The organism is Spelaeicoccus albus, from assembly GCF_013409065.1.
GTDB lineage: Bacteria > Actinomycetota > Actinomycetes > Actinomycetales > Brevibacteriaceae > Spelaeicoccus > Spelaeicoccus albus.
The window spans coordinates 931764-951347 of the sequence record NZ_JACBZP010000001.1; the positions used below are offsets into that span (position 1 = coordinate 931764).

Below are 19584 nucleotides of genomic sequence, written 5' to 3' on the forward strand. Positions count from 1 at the left end.
AAGGAAAAGTCGGAGGTGGTCGCGCTGAGCGGCGTCACGCAGGGTGCGGTCATCGGCAACCGGTACAAGGTGTCGTCACGGCCGGCCGAATGGATCGCCGATTCCCCGGCCCCGGGCACCACGTGCCTGGCGGACGACGAGATCCTGGGCCGCCAGGTGATGTTGTTCGCAATCGCCGGAGGAAGCGGCCCGGATCTGTTGGATGCGGCGCGCCGTGCCGCTCTTTTGGCCGATGAGCGGGTGCCGCGGATTCTGGACGTCGGTGTCGATGGCGACCTGGTGTACGTCATCACCGAACACCCCGATACGTTCCCGCTCTCCGAATTGCTCCGATCCGGCCCGTTGCGCCCGGACCAAGCACGCGCCGTCATTGGCGAGGCTTCGGAAGCCCTTGCGGCGGCGGACGCGCGCGGGCTCCACCACACGCGCCTGACGCCGTCCATGCTCGGCATCGACGGTTCCGGCGGAGTGCATTTGACGGGCGTGGCCATCGACGTGGCAGCGGCCGGAAGCGAGGTGCCGGGTGCCGGTGAGGCCAGCCACGCCGACGCGCTCGGCCTCGTGTCGCTGCTTTATGCCGCGTTGACGGCGCGCTGGCCCGATACCGACGGCGTCGACAGGCTTCAACCTGCCGAGACGCGCGGCGGCGCAATTGCCCCGCCGGCCGAAGTGGTGTCGGGAGTTCCCAACGATCTGGACTCCCTTGCCGCAGCGGTGTTCTCCGGCAACGACGACGGACCGCGCACCCCCAAGGAGGTCTCGAAGTATCTCGGGCCGTGGGAGAAGTCGGCATTGTCGGCGCTCGGCGACCGCGTAGACCGCGCGAAGTACGCCAAGGCCAAGGCAGTCAGCGCACTATCGGGGGGACTGCGGCCGCGGGCCTCGTACCCCGGCGCCGAACAGTCTCGCCCGGGCGCAGATCAGGCCGGCCGCGCCGGTGCATCGACCACGGAATCGCCTGCCGCGACGGCGTCCGGACCCGCTTCCGCCAATCGGGCCGCCGACGAATCGAACGCCGCCGGCGCCACTCCTCCGGCCTCGAATACCGGAGGATCGGCCGGGTTGGCCGGGGGCGCAGCAGCGGGTGCCGCCGCCGGGGCAGCGGGAGCGGCCGCAGCGGGCGCCGCCCGCACGCATGGTGCCAAGAGGTCGGACGCCGAGTCGGACGCCCAGTCGGATGCCCACCGCAGTCGGCGTGCCCACTCGAATCGGCAAGGCAGTACCGGCGCTTCGGCCGGCAAGCCGTCCACCAACGATACCGACAAGCTCGATCCGGAGATCCGCGAAGCAATTGCCATGCGCGGGGCATCCCGGTTCCCGCTGGCGGGCAATGCCGTCCTACCGTCTCCCGGGCACGACCCGGAACCGCCGGCCGAGCGGCGGCAACCGTCGGCCCCGACGTCGTCACCGCACGAGGCCGCGGACAAGGCGGCGAACACCGGCGGACGACATGGTGATGAGCCAGCCGATCAACCCGAGGCTAGGCAGCAACTCCCGGCCAAGGACCAGCCGGCCGAGGACCAGCCGACGACAGTTATTCCGCCGGTCGCCGGCGCGACGTCGCCGGCGCCCTCCGAGCCCGCCGGTTCACCCGGTTCCGAGGCTTCCCCCCAACAGCCGGATCGCGGCGAAAGCGGATACCACCGGGGAACCGCCCAATTCCCCGTCGTCACCGAACGCCGTGACAACCGCGATCACGGCACCGACGAACGCGCCGCAGCCGGAACTGCCGCGGGTGCCGGAGCCGCGGCCGGGACGGGGGCAGCGGCGTCCCAGCATCCACCGCGCTCGCCGCGCCGCACCCAGGCAGCAGGGGCCACTCTTTCCGGCCGGCTGGGCAATCGGCTCGCTGTCATCGTCATCGCGGCAATCGTCGTGGTGGGGCTGATCATCGCGTTGACGACGCTATCGTCCATTGGCGACGACAAGACGTCGGCCGGTGCGGCGCCCTCGCCGTCCGAGTCGCCCTCGCCGTCCGCCAGCGGCACTCCCAGCACGACGCCGACCACGACGCCCAGCAAGACCTCCAAGCCGAAGCCCACACCGATCAAGCTCACCGATGCGACGTCGCTGGATCCCGAAGGCGACGGAGAAGAGCACAATGAGCTGGCCAAGAATCTCATCGACGGTTCGGCCTCGAGCGCGTGGATCTCGGAAACGTATTCGACCTCGAAGTTCGGCAATCTGAAGTCCGGGGTGGGATTCGACATCACGCTGGACAAGAAGTCGACGGTGCACGCCGTGAAGCTCACGGCCCCCGCCGCCGGCGGAGACTTCGAAGTCCGGACGTCCGACGACGGCAAATATGACGGGTCCACCGAAGTCGGATCCGGAACCACCAAGGACGGTGTGACGACCGTGAAGTTGAAGAAGCCCGCCAAGGCGTCTCACGTGGTGATCTGGTTCACCCAGTTGCCTCGCGGGTCGTCCGGTTACCGAGCCGAAGTCAGCAATATCGACATCTCGTAAGGGCTTGACCGACCCGAGCCGGCCGGGAACATTACTGCCCGGTTTTCGGTTGAGCCTTGACGAGGACAGAAATGAGGACCAATTGAGCGAACCCGCATCCAGCGCCGAGGTGATCCGCGATGTCGTCATCGTCGGTTCCGGCCCGGCCGGCTACACGGCCGGTGTCTACACGGCGCGCGCAAATTTGAACCCGCTCGTCATAGCCGGATCGGTCACGGCCGGCGGCGAGCTGATGAACACCACCGAGGTGGAAAACTACCCCGGGTTCCCCACCGGCGTCATGGGTCCGGACCTCATGGAGGACATGCGGGCACAAGCCGAGAAGTTTGGCGCCGAGATCGTGTATGACGATGTCACGTCGATGGAATTGACCGACGACGTCAAGACCCTCACCACGGGTAACGGCCAGTTGGTGCGCGCCCGCACGGTCATCCTGGCCACCGGATCGGCCTACCGCAAACTCGGAATTCCCCGGGAAGACGCCTTGTCCGGCTTCGGCATCAGCTGGTGCGCGACGTGCGACGGATTCTTCTTCAAGGATCAGGACATCGTCGTCGTGGGCGGCGGCGACTCGGCAATGGAAGAAGCGACGTTCCTGACCAAGTTCGCGGCGACGGTCACCATCGTGCACCGCCGCGACGAATTGCGAGCCTCCCAAATCATGGCCGACAGGGCCCGAAGCAATGACAAGATCAAGTTCCTGTTCGACTCGGAGGTTTCCGAAATCCTCGGCGAGAACAAGGTCGAAGGCCTCGTGATCAACAACACCCGCACCGGCGAACACCAGCAAATCGATGCGACCGGCCTCTTCATCGCAGTCGGCTCCGATCCGCGTGTCGATCTGTTCGCCGACCAGCTCACGATCCGGCCGGACGGCTACCTGGCCGTCGAGGGTCGCAGCTCCCGCACCGGCGTCCCCGGCGTCTTTGCGGCCGGTGACGTGATCGATCCGGTGTATCGGCAAGCCGTCACGGCGGCCGGTTCCGGCTGTTCCGCAGCACTGGACGCCGAACACTACCTGGCGTCGATTTAAGACGCCACCGCAAAGAAACTCGAAGGAGAATCACATGTCTGAAAAAGTCACCGACGCCACGTTCGACGATGTCGTCTTGAATTCCGATAAGCCGGTACTTGTCGACTTCTGGGCGGAATGGTGCGGTCCGTGCCGCCAAGTCGGGCCCATCGTGGATGAAATCGGCGCCGAAAACGCCGACAAGCTCAAGGTCGTCAAGCTCAACACCGATGAGAATCCGCAAAGTTCGGCCAAATACGGCATCACGTCGATCCCGGCCATGTTCGTCTTCGACAAGGGTCAACACGTGAAGTCGATCATCGGCGCACGCCCGAAGCCGGACCTGCTGAGTCAGCTCAGCGACTACCTGTCCTAAGCTTTTCCCCTACGCTTGTTGCCGGGCGGCCGCCATTCGACGGCCTGCCCGGCAACCCGTGACAGTAAGGGGTGAGCGGAATCAACCATCCGCAGTTGTGCCGGGGCGACCGTAGCGCGATTTTGCCGGCCATCCGGGAACAGCTGATCCGTGCCGGGTCGACATTTCCGGGCATCGCGCCCGCTGATGTCGCCGACCCCGAAAACTTTGACGATCACATCGATGCGGCCGTCCGCGCCTTCCAACAAGATCGCGGGCTGCTCGTCGACGGAATCGTCGGGCCCCAGACGATGGGGGGCCTCGAGAGTGCCCACTGGCGTCTGGGGGACCGCATCGTGCGATTCGTGCCGGCTCATGAACTGGTCGGGGACGACGTCCGCACGCTCCAAACGCGCCTGCAGAGCCTTGGCATGCTGGACGGACAGATCGACGGCGCCTTTGGGGCGCAAACCGACGCCGCCCTCCGCGAACTTCAACGCGATCTCGGCCTCGACCCGGACGGCGTGTGCGGGCCGGAGACGCTTCGCGGCGTGTCGCGGCTCGGCCGCGCCGTGACCGGCGGGAATCCGTTCGCGTTGCACGAGCGCGCCCGCGTGGCCAGTTCCGGCAAGTCATTAGCGGGCCGGGTCGTCGCCATTGAAGTGGGCGGACTGGACGAACGCACCGGCAGCGGTCTCGTCGAGATCGACGTGACGTCCGATATTGCGCGGCGCCTCGAAGGCCGGCTCACGGCGGTCGGCGTGGCCTCGGTGATGACCACATTCACGGCCGGGGAATCCGGCTCATCCGACGGCGAGGTCGCCAACCGCATCGACGCCGACATGTTTTTATCGATTCGAGCCGATTCGCATCCGAACCCGACGGCATCGGGCTTTGCCACTTTCTACTATGGACGCGCCCATCATTCGTCCGATGTTTCACCGGTTGGACATGCGCTCGCCGATTTCATTCAACGTGAGGTGGTGGCTCGAACGGACCTCTTGGACTGCCGCTCCCATCCGCGCACCTGGGAAGTGTTGCGCACCGTGCGCATGCCGGCCGTTCAAATCAGCACGGGATACCTCACTAATCCCGGCGACTCGCGCCGTTTGGCCGATCCGGCGTTTCGGGACACGATGGCCGAGGCGATTTTGATAGGCATTCAGCGTTTGTATCTTCCCGAAGAGGACGACCACACCACCGGCACCCTCAAGATTGACGACGTGTTGAACTACCGCCCGTAACCCGATCTCCCCTCCTTGCTGGCCCCACCCAAGAGCTCGGATGTTTTTTCTCATCCAGCCACGCTCGAAAAATGGTCAACTCCGGTAGTCATTCAATGGCAAGCCGATATTTGGCGCGCAATTCGAACCTTTTGGAATTCGTTTCGGCACCCCGGAGCCGACTAATGTCGAAGTGATTCGGCGCCGCAATCGGCCGAACCACACACTTGCAAGAAACAAGGGGACATTGGTGCAGCACACATGGGCGGATAGGTTCGCGTCGCGGGCGTCGGGGCTCGTCAGTTCCGAGGTTCGAAGCCTCTTTTCGGTCGCTTCGGATCCTGCGTACGTCAATCTCGCCGGAGGTTCACCCGACGTCGGTGCGCTTGCCCTTGAAGAAATCGCCGAACTCACGCGCCACGTCGTCGCCACGCGCGGCGCCGAAGCCCTGCAATACGGCACCGGCCAAGGAGCGCCCGAGCTTCGCGAACAAATCCCGGTGGTCATGGCCGAGGAGGGCATCAGCGCCTCGCCCGACGAAATCATCGTCACCACCGGGTCTCAGCAGGCTCTTGACCTCGTCTGCAAAGTGTTCATCGACCCCGGAGACGTCATCATCGCCGAGGCTCCCAGTTACGTCGGTGCACTCGCCACATTCCGAGCCTATGAGGCCGACGTCGTCCACGTCGATCAAGATGCCGACGGCATTGTTCCGGACCTGCTTGCCGCCACACTCGCGTCCCTGCAGGCCACGCGCCGCACTCCAAAACTGCTCTACGTGATTCCGAACTTTCAAAACCCATCGGGCAGCACCCTCGCCGGCGCTCGTCGCCGAGAAATTGTTCGCATTGCCGACCGGTTTGGCGTCATGATTGTAGAAGACAACCCGTATGGGTTGATTTCATTTGACACCGATCCCTTGCCGGCACTGAAAGAGCTCAACCCGGATGGTGTCGTCTACCTGGGCTCGTTTTCCAAGATCTTCTCGGCGGGCCTGCGGATGGGATGGGCCGCAGCGCCGCCGCCCGTGCTGGAAAAGCTCATTTGCGCCAGCGAATCCAGCGTCCTTTCGCCAAGCATGTACAGCCAACTCACCGTTTCGTCGTACCTGGCCGGAAACAACCTGACACGTCAAGTGAAAGCCTTCCGGGAGATTTACCGCGACAAACGCGACGCGATGATGCTTGCACTCGCCGACTATCTCCCCGAAGTGAGAGTCAACAGGCCGGCGGGCGGGTTTTTCACGTGGTTGACACTCCCGGACGGCATCGATTCCAAGGGCATGTTGGCCGAAGCCATGGCTGCTCACGTCGTGTACACGCCCGGAACCGGCTTTTACGCCGACGGGCGCGGACACTCGAACATCCGCCTTTCCTACAGCAGCCCCACGCCGGAAAATATCCGCGCCGGCATCGAACGCTTAGCCGGAGTTGTCCGTCACGAATGACGGCTCATCAGCCGCGATAGACGTCGTCGAGCTTCAATGCGGTAAGTATACGATTCAAATCATCGACACTAGCGAAGTCCACGCTCAATTTTCCCTTTTTGGCGCCCAAATTGATTTGCACGCGCGTGTCCAAGCGATCTCCCAGCCTGCCGGCCAGATCGTCCAGTTCCGGGTTGCGTCCGCCGGCACGCGCTCGATTCCGCTTGGGCTTATCGGCACCGCCGGACGCGAGCAGTACTTCCTCTTCGGTCGCGCGTACCGATAGCCCCTCCGCAACGATCCGCTGGGCAAGAACTTCGATCGCCGCGCCGTCATCCAAGCCCAACAGCGCACGGGCATGACCCGGGGAGAGGACGCCCGCAGCGACCCGACGTTGGACAAGAGGCGGCAAGCGCAAAAGTCTCAGTGTATTACTGATCTGCGGACGCGATCGGCCGATCTTCGCCGACAGTTCTTCTTGTGTGCATGCGAAATCGTCCATCAATTGTCGATAGGCCGCTGCTTCTTCGAGCGGGTTCAGTTCGCTTCTGTGCAGATTCTCCAACAACGCGTCACGAAGCATGTCCGATTGCGCCGTTTCCCGAATAATCGACGGGATTCTGTCGAGCCCGGCATCTTTCGCGGCGCGGAGGCGCCGCTCACCCATGATGAGCTCGTACACCCCATCCGAATCGGGGCTCGTCCGCACCACCACCGGTTGCAGCACTCCGACCTCGCCAATCGAGTGGACGAGTTCGGCGAGCTCGTCCTCGTCGAACACCGTGCGCGGCTGTTTTGGATTGGGGACAATCCGATCCACCGGTAGTTCGGCAAATTGAGCGCCGGGAACGGCCATCAGTTCCGATGTTTCACGTGAAACGCTTTCGGCTGTGGTTTCACGTGAAACATTATCGTCCCGAAGAGCATCGTCTCCGGCGGAGACCGCAGATGCTGAGCTCGATGTTTCACGTGAAACATTTGACCCGGAGTGTCCGCCGGCAGTGGTCGTCGTGTGAGCACCGTCGTCCGAACGAACCGACGTTTTTTCCTGCGGGACCGCGACTGTCGCGCCCGACGGAAAAAACACATCCACCGGGCGGTCCTTACCCCCGTTGGATGGGATCAATGCTCCGAGGCCCTTACCAAGACCCTTACGTTTTTCAGCCATTCGTTCCACGCTCCGCTATCTCTTCAGCCGCTTCGAGGTACGACAACGCGCCGCTCGACGATCGGTCGTACGTAATGACAGTTTGTGAATAACTGGGGGCCTCGGAAATCCGCACCGACCTTGGCACGGCAGCGCGAAGCACTTCGTTGGGAAAGTGTTCGCGGACCTCGGCAGCTACTTGAGCGGACAGATTCGTTCGACCGTCGTACATCGTCAGCAAAATCGTACTAATCGACAGCTGCGGGTTGAGGTGCTTTTGAATCAACGAGATGTTGTTGAGAAGCTGGCTCAGTCCTTCAAGCGCATAATATTCGCATTGAATCGGAATCAATACCTCTTTAGCCGCCACAAATGCATTGACCGTCAGCAGTCCCAGACTCGGCGGGCAGTCGATCAGCACATAGTCGACCCGGGAGCCTGCTTCTTCACGAGCACTGAGGTACGTATCGAGAGCTCGCGACAATCGTTGTTCGCGAGCAACAAGGGACACCAGCTCGATCTCGGCCCCGGCCAAATGGATAGTCGCGGGCGCACAGACCAAATTGTCGATCTCGGGAGACTGCTGCACTACATCGGCAAGCTCAAAATCACTCACCAGGACGTCATAAATGCTGTCGACCTCCGGGTTATGCGGTATTCCGAGGGCCGTGGAAGCGTTTCCTTGCGGGTCCGTGTCGATCACCAAAACAGAAAGCCCTGCTCCGGCCATCGCCGCTGCAATATTCACCGTCGTGGTGGTCTTGCCGACTCCGCCCTTTTGGTTGGCCACAGTCAGGACGCGAGTACTTTCCGGCTTCGGAAAATTCTTGCCGTCCATCCGGCGTAACCGATTGGAGTCCCGCATGATCTCGGCGGCCAATGGGGTTGATTCGTCTAGCTCCGGCAAGGATATGTCTCCGTCTTCTTCTGAGGCGATTTCACCGGCTGTCGCCGGCCATGTTTCACGTGAAACATCCGGCGGCTCCGATGACGCACTGTCGGGCAGGTTCTCCTCCAGCCGCGCCCAGCCAAGAGGAACCGGGCTGCTGGGGGGATCCGGGATCGGCCATCCCAAACTTGCTGACGCCACGCTTACGCTCTTATCTCTCGTAGAAAAGCCTGTCCGTGCAACACCGGAGGGCTTCACCCGGAATGCCGTTTCTTACGGCCCGGCACCTTCCCGCCGTTTTGTCCGACGCGCACGTGTATGACTCTAGTCGGAGTCTCCAGCACGGAGCCACCCGCCGTCTCGATCGACCACGACGTGGCGCCAAATGATCGTAGGGGTTGTCCTGCTTTGGCAAGTTCGGCCTCTGCAGCGGCGCCCTTGATGGCCAACACGCTCCCATGGGGCTCGGCCAATGGGAGCGTCCACGGCACGAGGCCGGCCAACCGCGCGACCGCACGGGCCGTGACCACCGCAAAACGCCGAGTGCCGGCGATTTCTTCGGATCGCGCTCGGACAACCTCCACGTTGTCGAGTTCGAGCCCTGCGATTACTTCATGCAGCCAGTCCACGCGCCGGCCAAGAGGTTCCAATAGGGTCATTCGCAGATCCGGACGTCGGATCGCCATGACCAGACCCGGCAGGCCCGCGCCCGATCCGACATCGACAACTGTGGCAGCCTCGTCGATGAGGTCCGTCACGACCGCGCAGTTGAGAATGTGCCGGTCCCACAACCGGGAGACTTCGCGCGGCCCGATGAGGCCGCGTTCGACACCCGACGTGCGCAGGTACTGCGCATACCGCGCCACAGTGTCACGGGTGTCCGGAAATACGGCCGCGGCTACGTCGGGGACGGCAAATTCGTTCACTGAGGCAGAATCGTCCACTTAAGCAGGGTAGACGACGACGTGCCGACCCGAGTCCTGGCCCGCCGATTCACTTCGGTAGCCGGCCTCGGCGACGGCGTCATGGACAACTTTGCGCTCATAGGCATTCATCGGTTTCAGTGCCACCGGTTCCTTGCCGGATTTGACGTCTTCGATTGCTTCGGCTGCCACCGACTCAAGCTCCTTGCGACGGTGATCGCGAAAGCCATCGACGTCCAACATCAACCTGCTGTGGTTGCCTGAGCTGGTTTGTACCGTCAGCCGAGTCAGTTCCTGAAGCGCGTCCAACACTTCGCCGTTCCGACCCACCAGGGTGCCGAGATCGGACGACGCGTCGTCGCTGACTATCGCGACCTGGGCACGGCCATTCTTCACATCGATGTCGATATCGCCGTCGATGTCGGCGATATCGAGAAGTTCCTCGAGGTAGTCGGCCGCCATCTCGCCTTCGTCCTCCAAAGACACTGCGGTGTCGTGTTCGGGCGCGGCGGCCGGATCGTTGCCGTCCACCGGCTCGACGCGATCGATGTCTTCGTTACTCACGGCACGCTCCTAATCGTTACTGCGCGGACTTTGCGGTTTGCTTTGCGATGGCCGCTTAGCACCCGATGGTTTGCTTTGGGATTTCTTTCCCGAATTCGCAGGGCGGCTTTGCGCGGGCTTACCCTGTGACGGTTTGGCGGGGGCCGGTTTTCCGGAGGCGGGTTTGTTCTGGCCCGGCTTACCGGGAGCCTGAGCGCGGGCAGCCTTGGATGCACCGGACTTACTCGGCTGTGCGCGCTGACCCGGCGATTTCTGCCCGCCGGGATGCCCGGCGGCAGGCGGCTGCCCGGCCTTCCGGGCATCCGAATCGGCCGGCTTCCGGCCCGGCTGCTGTCCCGACGATTTCCCGGGCGTCTGTCCGGCAGGCCGCTGGGCCCCTTGTCTTGCACTTGTTTGCGGCGTCGTGGACGGTGGGCCGGATTTGGCACGGTCCTTGCGCACGGGCTGCTGGCGTTGGCCGCGCGGAGCGGCCGCCGGCTCCTCGTCGTCCGACTCCAATTTCTTCAGCCCGGGCAGCGGCGGAAGACCCTTCTTCTTCCGCTTTTCCATCAGTGCCTTCTCGGCGGGCGACCCGGGGGCCGGCATCCGCTCGATCTGATAGAACTGCTGGCCCATTGTCCACAGGTTCGAAATCACCCAGTAAATCAGCACACCGACCGGGAAGCTGACGCCGCCGAACACGAAGATCAGCGGGAAGAGATAGAGCATCATCTTCTGCTGCTTCATGAACGGGTTGTTCATGGCAGCCTCGCTCATGTTCTTCGACATGATCTGCTTTTGCGTGATGAACTGGGTCACCATCATGATCACGATCATGATGGCGATCAGAACCTTCACGTGCAGCTCAGGGCTGGACAGGAAGCTATCCGACAGCGATGCTCCGAAGAGCGACGATTTCTCGGCCTGTTGAGCAAGTCCCTGCGTCAAGCCGCCAATTGCGTCTTGATTGCCCGCAGCGATGTCCTGGAGCCCGCGGAGTACCCGGAACAATGAAAAGAAGATGGGCATCTGGGCCAGGATCGGCAAGCAGGACGACAGCGGATTGGTGCCGTGCCGTTTGTACAAGGCCATCTGCTCCTGGCCCATTGCCTGCCGGGAGAACGAGTCGGTCTTGCCCTTGTACTTGGCCTGCAGCTTCATCAATTCGGGCTGCAGCGCCTGCATGCCGCGCTGGGCCTTGATCTGGCGGAAGAACAACGGCACCAGTACCAACCGGATGACCACCGTCAGACCGACAATCGACAACACCCAGTTCAGGCCGGATGACGCATCCAGGCCGATGAACGTCATCCCATGATGGAATAGCACCAAAATCCAAGCGACTACCCATTTGATGGGAAAGAGGATTGTGTCGATAAAGCCCATGGATGCTCCTTAGGCGCCGCGCGGAGCCGGGTCGGCGGCGTCGGTCAGGGTGGGAAGAGATTTGTCGTGCATTGCGGCGATTTCCCTGCCGGTCTTCTCGCTCTGCGAACCGTGGACATAGTCCACGCCGCCGGACGAAAACGGATTGCAGCGAACCAGCCTCCAGGCGGTCAATGCGAAACCGCGGAAGACGCCGTGAGTTTCAAACGCGTCGAGCGCATACTGCGAGCAGCTCGGATAGTACTTGCACACGTTGCCGTACAGCGGCGAAATGACTGCGCGGTAGGCCCGAAGCAGCCACACGAACGGGTACCGGGGTGCATGCAGGATCGTCTCGACCGCACTCATCGCCGCAACCATCCCGCGCGGCCCAGTTTGGCCAAGCACGAATCGAGGTCCGCCGACAGCTCCCGGAAATCCGCGCGGGCAGACGCCGGCAAGGCCCGTACCACCATCAGCGCTCCCTCCGGAACTTCGCCCATCCGCGAACTCACCGCTGCACGGAGCCTTCGTTTCACCCGGTTCCGCACCACCGCGTTACCGACGGCCTTGGATACGACGAATCCCACGCGCGAAGCGTGGGTGCCGTCGTCCGGCGTATACACATGCACGACGAGCCGCCTGCTACCGCAGCGTCGTCCGCGTCGGAAAGCGAGAGTGAACTCGTTTCCTAGACGAAGCCGATGCTCGCGGGGCAGCACCTAGGCTGACAGTTCGCTGCGGCCTTTACGCCGCCGCGCAGCCAGGATCGCCCGGCCCGCACGCGTACGCATACGAAGTCGGAAGCCGTGCGTCTTGGCACGACGCCGGTTATTGGGCTGGAAAGTCCGCTTGCTCACAGTTTTTCTCCGCTTTGCTTCTCGCCGGCAGCTGCCGACGTCATGACAACGATTGGGTGGGCCCGTCGAGTTCCCGATTTTGCTCTATTTCTCGACAGCCACGTAGACGTCACAACGGTACGGCCCGGCGGCGGTCCAGTCAAATGGGCCGGACGTCGCTTGCCCAGTGATTCCGTGGCATCCACAAGGTTCTCCACAAGAGTGGAACGCGGATTGGACACCTCGATGGCCCATTATCAACAATCTGTGGAAAACTGTGTGGACGACCCGATGGACCGATAAGGCAGGCGATGATGGCAGACGAAGAATCAGCCCTTGAAGAAGCGTGGGCAAATGTTCTGGCCACCTTGTTAGCCGATGATTCGATCACCCGCCAGCAAAAGGGATTCCTGGCCAATGCCAGGCCGCGGGCATTCATCGACGACATGGTCGTGCTCGTCGCGCCCAACGAACTGACCAAGAAGATGCTCGAAGAGCGCCTCCGCGAGAAGCTCCGCTCCACCTTTGCCGCGGAACTCGGCCGCGAGGTCAGTTTCGCCATCGCGGTCGATCCGCAACTGGCGGTGGCCACGCCGCCCGCACCCACCGAGGACGCGCCGGCCGACGTCCCGCCGGAACCCGCCATCACCCGGACGCCGTTCACACAGCCTTCAGCGCCGCCGGACCCCGACGCGGCGGCCAGCAGCCGGCTGAACTCCAAATACAGTTTCGACAATTTCGTCATCGGCGCCTCCAACCGCTTTGCCAACGCCGCCGCCGTTGCCGTCTCGGAAGCACCGGCTCGCGCCTACAATCCGCTCTTCATCTACGGCGACTCGGGACTGGGGAAGACGCATTTACTGCACGCCATCGGTCATTACGCAATGACTTTGTTCCCCGGGACGAGAGTGCGATACGTCAGCAGTGAAGAATTTACCAACGACTTCATCAATTCCATCCGAGACAAGTCGACATCGTCGGCCTCGTCATTCCAACGCCGATATCGAGATGTCGACGTACTTCTGATCGACGACATCCAGTTCCTGCAAGGCAAAGAAGGAACCGTCGAAGAGTTCTTCCACACGTTCAACGCCCTGCACAACCAGGAAAAGCAGGTAGTCATCACCTCGGACGTGCCGCCGAAACAACTCTCGGGCTTCGAAGATCGCTTACGCTCTCGATTCGAATGGGGCCTCATCACCGACGTCCAGCCGCCCGATCTGGAAACGCGCGTGGCGATCCTGCGTAAAAAGGCCGCTGCCGAGAACCTCGATGTCCCGGCCGACGTCCTGGAATACATCGCCAGCCGGATCTCATCGAACATTCGCGAGCTCGAAGGCGCGCTCATCCGAGTGACGGCGTTCGCCAATTTGAGTCAGCAGCAAGTGAACCTGGCACTTGCCGAAATCGTGCTGAAAGACTTGATCAGCGACGAGAACACCCCCGAAATCACTGCTGCCTCGATCATGGGGCAAACCGCCGCGTACTTCCAGCTCACCCTCGAGGACCTCTGCGGCGCCTCCCGCTCGCGCACCTTGACGACGGCGCGCCAGATCGCCATGTATCTGTGCCGGGAGCTGACCGATATGTCATTGCCGAAGATCGGTCAGGAGTTCGGCGGCCGCGACCACACAACGGTGATGCACGCCAACAAAAAGATCAGTGAACAAATGGCCGAACGGCGCGCCATCTTCACCCAGGTCACCGAATTGACCAACCGCATCAAGCAGCATCACCGGTAAATTTCACCAATGTTATTCACACCTGTGGATAAAACTGTGGATGCCCTCTGGACGGCGGCCGGGACCTTGCGGAAAACGTGGCCGGTTCCGGTGGACCGCTCCGGGCGCATTCCCCCGATTCCACAACCGTCCACCCCGCCCCTGTAATTCGTCCACAGCTGCGTGCACACCCGTCGGCGGTGGTTTTTGCCGCGCATAAAGGGCCGCCCGACCCGTTATCCACACCATCCACAGTTGCTACTACCACTACGGGATCAATTAATTAGTCTTTTCAACACGTGACGTACCGCCCAATCGAACTACATGGATCACGCAAACGGTATCGATGAGGCAATTGCCGAGCGGGGTGATTGCAGGAGCCGGAATCCCGCCCCTGAGGTTTCCCCATCGCCCATCGAGCCGGTAGCCTACAAAGGCAAGTCGCGCGCCTGCGACGAGCCCGGAACCAACGAAACCGGACGAACGAAAGTTGAGGATTGCCTTGAAGCTGAGGGTTGATCGTGATGTTCTGGCCGAAGCCGTCACGTGGGCTGCCAGGTCACTGCCGCAGCGTCCGGCCGTCCCCGTACTCGCCGGTCTGCTTCTTGAGGCCGACCCCGCCGGAGCGCTGCGCTTTGCCAGCTTCGACTACGAGGTGTCCGCAAAGGTCGAGGTCGCCGCCGACGTCAGTGATGGCGGACAAGTCCTCGTCTCCGGCAAACTGCTTGCCGACATTTGTAAGGCGCTTCCGGCTGCACCCGTCGAAATGACCACGAACGGTTCGAAAGTCGACGTGACGTGCGGATCGAGTCGATTCACCTTGATGTCAATGCCCGTTGATGAATATCCGGCGCTGCCCGAATTGCCGGATTCGTCCGGCAGCGTGCCGGCCGATGTGTTCTCCGAGGCCGTCAGCCAAGTCACTCTTGCCACCAGCCGCGATGACACGCTGCCCATCCTCACCGGCGTGCGCGTCGAGATCGAAGGCGAAAAAATGACGCTGTTGGCGACCGACAGATACCGGTTGGCCGTGCGCGAGCTGAATTGGCGTCCGGCCCGGCCGGATTTGAGCGCCGTAGCGTTGGTGCGCGGACGCACCCTGTCCGACGTTGCCAAAACCCTGGGTGGCGATGTCACGGTCGCGCTCAGCAGTGAGGGCGGCCGCGAGCTGATCGGGTTCTCGTCGTCGGGCCGCCAGACGACGTCACTGCTCGTCGAAGGCGAATATCCGAAGGTCCGGTCGCTTTTCCCGGATTCGGCGCCAATTCACGCAGTCATCGAAACAGCCCCGTTGCTTGAAGCGGTCCGCCGCGTGGCACTGGTGGCCGAGCGCAACACGCCGATCCGGTTTTCGTTCACGGAAGGCACAGTCACTTTGGAAGCGGGCGCCGGGGACGACGCGCAGGCATCCGAGGCCATCGAAGCAACGGTGTCCGGCGACGATATCGCAGTGGGCTTCAATCCGAGCTTCGTGATCGAAGGTCTCGCGGCTCTGACTTCTCCGTATGCCCGTTTCTCGTTCACGACACCGATGAAACCGGTAGTGATGACCGGTCAGGCCGAAGCCGAGGGCGACGACGATCTGGGGTACCGGTACCTGATCATGCCGATCCGTATCTGAAATCGCAGGATGTACGTCTCGCATTTGGGATTACTCGACTTCCGGTCGTATCCGCGCGCCGATGTACGTCTCGACGAGGGAGTCACCGTCTTTGTCGGCGCCAACGGCCAAGGAAAGACGAATCTCGTCGAATCCATCGGCTATCTGGCCGGCTTGCACAGCCACCGAGTGTCGGCGGATCTGCCGCTCGTTCGGCACGGGAGCGATGCCGCGTTCGTGCGGGCCAAGGTCGTCCGGGGCGAGCGCACCGCCATCGAAGAAGTGCAAATTGCGGCATCGGGATCCAACAAGGCGCGGTTGAACGGTAATCCGGTCAAGCCGCGCGATTTGCTGGGGGTGCTCACGGCCGTCACCTTCGCGCCCGAGGATCTGGGCCTCGTCAAGGGCGATCCGGGTGAACGGCGACGCTTCCTCGACGACCTCCTGACGGCCCGGCGTCCTCGGTTCGCCGCGGTGCGCAGCGAGTACGACAAAGTTCTCAAACAGCGCAATGCGTTGTTGAAGACCGCGAAGCTGGGCGGTGGAGCAAGGAACAAAGAAGCAACTCTCGAAGTCTGGGATCACCACTTGGCCAGGGCGGGTGCGGCGCTGTTGGCCGGGCGGATCGGTCTGACCGATGAATTGACGGGCCCGGTGGCTCGCGCGTATTCGACGGTGTCGGGTTCCGGCGGCGCGGACGATCCACGGCCGGCCGGACTGCGGTATCGACGGTCGACCGGGACAGCCGGAGACGGGGTGTCGGACGGGTCGGCGCCGACCGTATCGCCCTCCGAAGACGCGTTGTTCGACGAGCTCATGAGCGCGTTTGCGGCAAACCGGCGACAAGAGACCGAGCGCGGCATCACATTGTTCGGTCCGCACCGCGACGATCTGGAACTATTGCTCGGGCCGGCCCCGGCCAAGGGATATGCCAGCCACGGTGAATCGTGGTCGTTTGCATTGGCGCTGCGGTTGGCCAGCTTTGAGCTGCTGACTCATGATGCCGGTGACCGGATGCACTGGCCGGTGTTGATCTTGGACGACGTGTTTGCCGAATTGGATTCCGGGCGACGCCGCCGGCTTGCCGGGATGGTGGCCGAGGCCGAACAGGTACTTGTGACGGCGGCAGTGCCGGGAGACGTCCCGGAGGAATTGACCCGGCACGCTGCCGGCCGCGTCATCCCGGTACGGCTTGGTGAAGTCGGCGAAGCCGGCGAAGGCGCCGGTGGCACCACCGACGGGGACCCGGTATGACGACGTCCTCGGACCGGGAATCCGGGGCGCCCGATGAGGAGCGGGTGGACGAATTGGCGGTGCTGGCACTCGGCAGAATCCGCGCGGCCGCCCGCGAACGAGGTTTCAAACCCGGTCGGGTCGGTAAGCGCATCCGGCGGCTGAATGCTCCGGGCAAACGCGCCGGAGCACATCCCGACGACCGCGACCCGCAGTCCGTGACGAGCGTGTTGGGGCGGATGGTCGCCGAGCGCGGCTGGGAAACCTCCGTAAACGTCGGGGCCGTGTTGGGCAGGTGGCCGCAGATCGTCGGACCGCAGGTCGCCGACCATTGCGTCCCCGCCGAATTCGAAAGCGGCGTACTGACTCTTGCCGCTGATTCGTCCGCGTGGGCGACCCAACTAAAACTGATGGAGCAAAAGCTGCGCGAACGGCTCGATGCCGAACTCGGTGTCGGAGTCGTCACGGAGATCCGCGTCCAAGGCCCGGCCGCCCCGACATGGCGCAAGGGAAAATACCGTGCCCGCGGGTTCCGCGGACCGCGGGACACGTATGGCTAGACGTCCGTAGGAGCGCCGGACCGTCCCGTCGACACATTCCACCTTGCATGGAGGGGAGAAATCGGCAGAAATATGCCCTGAACGGCCTCTCAGGGCAGAAGTTCGGCGCCGGGTTAGGTAAGATAGTACGTAGATACGTTATCCGCACCTGCCGCGCACCGCGGCCGGTGCGATCCCACTCGCTTCGACTGCCCTCGATTCCGTGCGGCCGTCATGCGGGTTCGTATCGTCATGATACGTCCAGACAAGGAGCATGAGCTGCCGATGACAGCCGACGAGAACACGCATTACGACGCAACCGACATCACTGTTCTCAAAGGCCTCGAGGCGGTACGCAAAAGGCCGGGCATGTACATCGGCTCCACCGGTGAACGCGGGCTGCACCACTTGGTGCAGGAAGTCGTCGACAACTCCGTCGATGAAGCAATGGCCGGATACTGCGACCACATCGAAGTCACCTTGCAAATGGACGGCGGAGTGCGCGTCGTCGACAACGGCCGCGGGATCCCCGTCGGCGTGCTGCCGTCCGAAGGAAAGCCCGCCCTCGAGGTCGTGCTGACCTCGCTGCACGCCGGCGGTAAGTTCGGCGGCAGCGGCTACGCCGTGTCCGGCGGCCTGCACGGCGTCGGGGTCTCGGTGGTCAACGCCCTGTCGACCCGGCTCGAAGCCGAAGTCAAGGTGGACGGTTACGTCTGGCGGCAGTCGTTCAACCGCGGCGCGCCGTCCGGCCCTATCGAAAAAGGCGAACCGGCCACCGAAACCGGAACGACCATCACTTTTTGGGCCGACGGTGAGATCTTTGAAACGACCGAGTACTCGTTCGAAACGCTGCGCAGCCGGTTCCAGCAAATGGCCTTCTTGAACAAGGGCTTGAAGATCAGCCTGACCGACGAACGCGTCGCGGACGACTCCGCCGACGAAGATATGGACACGGAGGCCGGCGACGACACCGACGCGCATTACGCGGTCTTCAAATACGATCGCGGCCTGCTGGACTACGTCGAACACTTGAACAAGGCAAAGCGCGTCGAACTCATCCATCCCGACATCATCGCGTTCGAGTCCGAAGACACCGAGAGGAAAATTTCGGCCGAGGTCGCCATGCAGTGGACCTCGGGGTATTCCGAAGGCGTGCACACCTACGCCAACACGATCAACACGCACGAGGGCGGTACCCACGAAGAAGGCTTCCGCGCAGCGCTCACGTCGCTGATCAACAGGTATGCGCGCACCAACGGTCTGTTGAAGGACAAGGACGAGAATCTCGCGGGCGAGGACGTCCGGGAGGGGCTGACGGCCGTCATCTCCGTGAAACTCGGCGAGCCCCAGTTCGAAGGACAGACCAAGACGAAGCTCGGCAACACGGAAGCACGCACGTTCGTTCAACACGTTGTCTGGGACGAGCTCAGTGATTGGTTCGAACGCAATCCCAGCCAGGCCCGCGATGTCATCCGCAAGGCACAGCAGGCCTCGCAAGCCCGAATGGCAGCCCGCAAGGCCCGCGAGGCCACGCGCCGGAAGGGTCTGTTGGAAACCGGCGGGATGCCGGGCAAACTCAAGGACTGCCAGTCGAACAACCCCGAGATCTGCGAAGTGTTCATCGTCGAGGGGGACTCGGCCGGCGGCTCGGCCACGCAGGGCCGCGAACCGGAGACCCAGGCCATCCTGCCAATTCGCGGCAAGATCCTGAACGTGGAAAAAGCACGGCTCGACAGGGCGCTGGGCAATAACGAGGTGCAAGCACTCATCACGGCGTTCGGCACCGGCATCGGCGAAGAATTCAACATCGACAAGCTTCGCTATCACAAGATCATCCTGATGGCGGACGCCGATGTGGACGGGCAGCACATCGCTACCCTGCTGCTCACCCTCGTCTTCCGGTACATGAAACCGCTCATTGAGCGCGGCCACGTGTTCTTGGCTACTCCGCCGCTCTACCAGCTCAAATGGTCGAATGCTCCGCACGAGTTCGCCTATTCGGACGCCGAACGCGATGTCCTCCTCACGGACGGGCGGGCGCAGGGGCGCCGACTTCCCAAGGAAAGCGCCATTCAGCGGTACAAGGGCCTGGGCGAGATGAACTACCACGAGCTGTGGGAGACCACCATGGACCCGGATCACCGCCTGCTCAAGCAAATCACCTTGGATGACGCGGCGGCCGCCGACGAGATCTTTTCCGTCCTGATGGGCGAAGACGTCGATTCGCGCCGCAATTTCATTCAACGCAATGCCAAAGACGTCCGGTTCCTGGACATCTGATCGGCTCGTGACGGAACTTA

At 62.8% G+C, this 19584-nt stretch carries 18 protein-coding genes; 10 read left to right on the top strand and 8 right to left on the bottom strand.

Annotated features, from left to right (window positions below):
* Positions 1–15: 15 nt before the first annotated feature.
* From BJY26_RS04405 to BJY26_RS04425, 5 genes are all read left to right on the top strand, one after another.
* Positions 16–2469 carry a hypothetical protein gene (locus BJY26_RS04405; protein WP_179426028.1) on the top strand — a complete coding sequence of 818 codons (2454 nt, stop codon included), beginning with the start codon at positions 16–18 and terminating at the stop codon, positions 2467–2469.
* An 82-nt stretch (positions 2470–2551) separates the two neighbouring features.
* Complete coding sequence (gene trxB, locus BJY26_RS04410) at positions 2552–3502, top strand: thioredoxin-disulfide reductase (RefSeq protein WP_179426029.1); 951 nt, start codon at positions 2552–2554, stop codon at positions 3500–3502.
* Between the two features lie 34 nt (positions 3503–3536).
* Positions 3537–3857: a thioredoxin gene (gene trxA, locus BJY26_RS04415; protein ID WP_179426031.1), complete on the top strand. Its 321-nt coding sequence runs from the start codon at positions 3537–3539 to the stop codon at positions 3855–3857.
* Positions 3858–3928: 71 nt separating this feature from the next.
* The gene (locus tag BJY26_RS04420) at positions 3929–5080 is read left to right on the top strand and encodes an N-acetylmuramoyl-L-alanine amidase (protein WP_179426033.1); all 1152 of its coding nucleotides are present in this window, start codon (positions 3929–3931) and stop codon (positions 5078–5080) included.
* A 229-nt stretch (positions 5081–5309) separates the two neighbouring features.
* Positions 5310–6506, top strand: coding sequence for an aminotransferase-like domain-containing protein (locus BJY26_RS04425; RefSeq protein WP_179426035.1), 1197 nt, complete (start codon positions 5310–5312; stop codon positions 6504–6506).
* Positions 6507–6513: 7 nt separating this feature from the next.
* Here BJY26_RS04425 and BJY26_RS04430 read toward each other — a convergent pair whose 3' ends face one another.
* From BJY26_RS04430 to rpmH, 8 genes are all read right to left on the bottom strand, one after another.
* On the bottom strand, positions 6514–7341 hold the full coding sequence (locus BJY26_RS04430) for a ParB/RepB/Spo0J family partition protein (protein ID WP_308191259.1): 828 nt from the start codon (positions 7339–7341) through the stop codon (positions 6514–6516).
* A gap of 304 nt (positions 7342–7645) precedes the next feature.
* Positions 7646–8539: a ParA family protein gene (locus BJY26_RS04435; RefSeq protein ID WP_269151190.1), complete on the bottom strand. Its 894-nt coding sequence runs from the start codon at positions 8537–8539 to the stop codon at positions 7646–7648.
* Between the two features lie 236 nt (positions 8540–8775).
* Complete coding sequence (gene rsmG, locus BJY26_RS04440; protein ID WP_179426039.1) at positions 8776–9447, bottom strand: 16S rRNA (guanine(527)-N(7))-methyltransferase RsmG; 672 nt, start codon at positions 9445–9447, stop codon at positions 8776–8778.
* Positions 9448–9465: 18 nt separating this feature from the next.
* Positions 9466–10008 (bottom strand): Jag family protein, encoded by a 543-nt coding sequence (locus tag BJY26_RS04445; RefSeq protein ID WP_372465379.1) that lies wholly within the window; start codon positions 10006–10008, stop codon positions 9466–9468.
* A 9-nt stretch (positions 10009–10017) separates the two neighbouring features.
* Entirely contained in the window at positions 10018–11373 is a 1356-nt protein-coding gene (gene yidC / locus BJY26_RS04450) for a membrane protein insertase YidC (RefSeq protein ID WP_179426041.1), read from the bottom strand.
* Positions 11374–11382: 9 nt separating this feature from the next.
* Positions 11383–11721, bottom strand: a complete 339-nt coding sequence (gene yidD, locus BJY26_RS04455; RefSeq protein WP_237249039.1) for a membrane protein insertion efficiency factor YidD — start codon at positions 11719–11721, stop codon at positions 11383–11385.
* The gene (rnpA, locus tag BJY26_RS04460) at positions 11718–12074 is read right to left on the bottom strand and encodes a ribonuclease P protein component (RefSeq protein WP_179426045.1); all 357 of its coding nucleotides are present in this window, start codon (positions 12072–12074) and stop codon (positions 11718–11720) included. Before rnpA ends, yidD begins: the two co-directional genes overlap by 4 nt.
* Positions 12075–12212, bottom strand: coding sequence for a 50S ribosomal protein L34 (gene rpmH, locus BJY26_RS04465; RefSeq protein ID WP_013885212.1), 138 nt, complete (start codon positions 12210–12212; stop codon positions 12075–12077).
* Between the two features lie 293 nt (positions 12213–12505).
* Here rpmH and dnaA point away from each other — a divergent pair, with 293 nt between their 5' ends.
* The 5 genes from dnaA (at position 12506) to gyrB (ending at position 19564) form a co-directional block, all read left to right on the top strand.
* The gene (gene dnaA, locus BJY26_RS04470) at positions 12506–13933 is read left to right on the top strand and encodes a chromosomal replication initiator protein DnaA (protein WP_179429771.1); all 1428 of its coding nucleotides are present in this window, start codon (positions 12506–12508) and stop codon (positions 13931–13933) included.
* A 481-nt stretch (positions 13934–14414) separates the two neighbouring features.
* A complete protein-coding gene (gene dnaN, locus BJY26_RS04475) occupies positions 14415–15533 on the top strand; it encodes a DNA polymerase III subunit beta (protein ID WP_179429772.1) in 1119 nt (372 codons plus the stop codon).
* A gap of 9 nt (positions 15534–15542) precedes the next feature.
* Complete coding sequence (gene recF, locus BJY26_RS04480) at positions 15543–16766, top strand: DNA replication/repair protein RecF (RefSeq protein WP_179426047.1); 1224 nt, start codon at positions 15543–15545, stop codon at positions 16764–16766.
* Positions 16763–17305: a DciA family protein gene (locus tag BJY26_RS04485; protein ID WP_179426049.1), complete on the top strand. Its 543-nt coding sequence runs from the start codon at positions 16763–16765 to the stop codon at positions 17303–17305. Before recF ends, BJY26_RS04485 begins: the two co-directional genes overlap by 4 nt.
* A gap of 264 nt (positions 17306–17569) precedes the next feature.
* A complete protein-coding gene (gene gyrB, locus BJY26_RS04490; RefSeq protein WP_179426051.1) occupies positions 17570–19564 on the top strand; it encodes a DNA topoisomerase (ATP-hydrolyzing) subunit B in 1995 nt (664 codons plus the stop codon).
* Positions 19565–19584: the final 20 nt, after the last annotated feature.

Excerpts from the sequence above, each read along its gene's own strand:
- trxA (WP_179426031.1), top strand. The coding sequence starts at position 3,537 with ATGTCTGAAAAAGTCACCGACGCCACGTTCGACGATGTCGTCTTGAAT.
- BJY26_RS04430 (WP_308191259.1), bottom strand. The coding sequence starts at position 7,341 with ATGGCCGTTCCCGGCGCTCAATTTGCCGAACTACCGGTGGATCGGATT.
- yidC (WP_179426041.1), bottom strand. The coding sequence starts at position 11,373 with ATGGGCTTTATCGACACAATCCTCTTTCCCATCAAATGGGTAGTCGCT.
- yidD (WP_237249039.1), bottom strand. The coding sequence starts at position 11,721 with ATGAGTGCGGTCGAGACGATCCTGCATGCACCCCGGTACCCGTTCGTG.
- dnaA (WP_179429771.1), top strand. The coding sequence starts at position 12,506 with ATGGCAGACGAAGAATCAGCCCTTGAAGAAGCGTGGGCAAATGTTCTG.
- recF (WP_179426047.1), top strand. The coding sequence starts at position 15,543 with ATGTACGTCTCGCATTTGGGATTACTCGACTTCCGGTCGTATCCGCGC.
- BJY26_RS04485 (WP_179426049.1), top strand. The coding sequence starts at position 16,763 with ATGACGACGTCCTCGGACCGGGAATCCGGGGCGCCCGATGAGGAGCGG.
- gyrB (WP_179426051.1), top strand. The coding sequence starts at position 17,570 with ATGACAGCCGACGAGAACACGCATTACGACGCAACCGACATCACTGTT.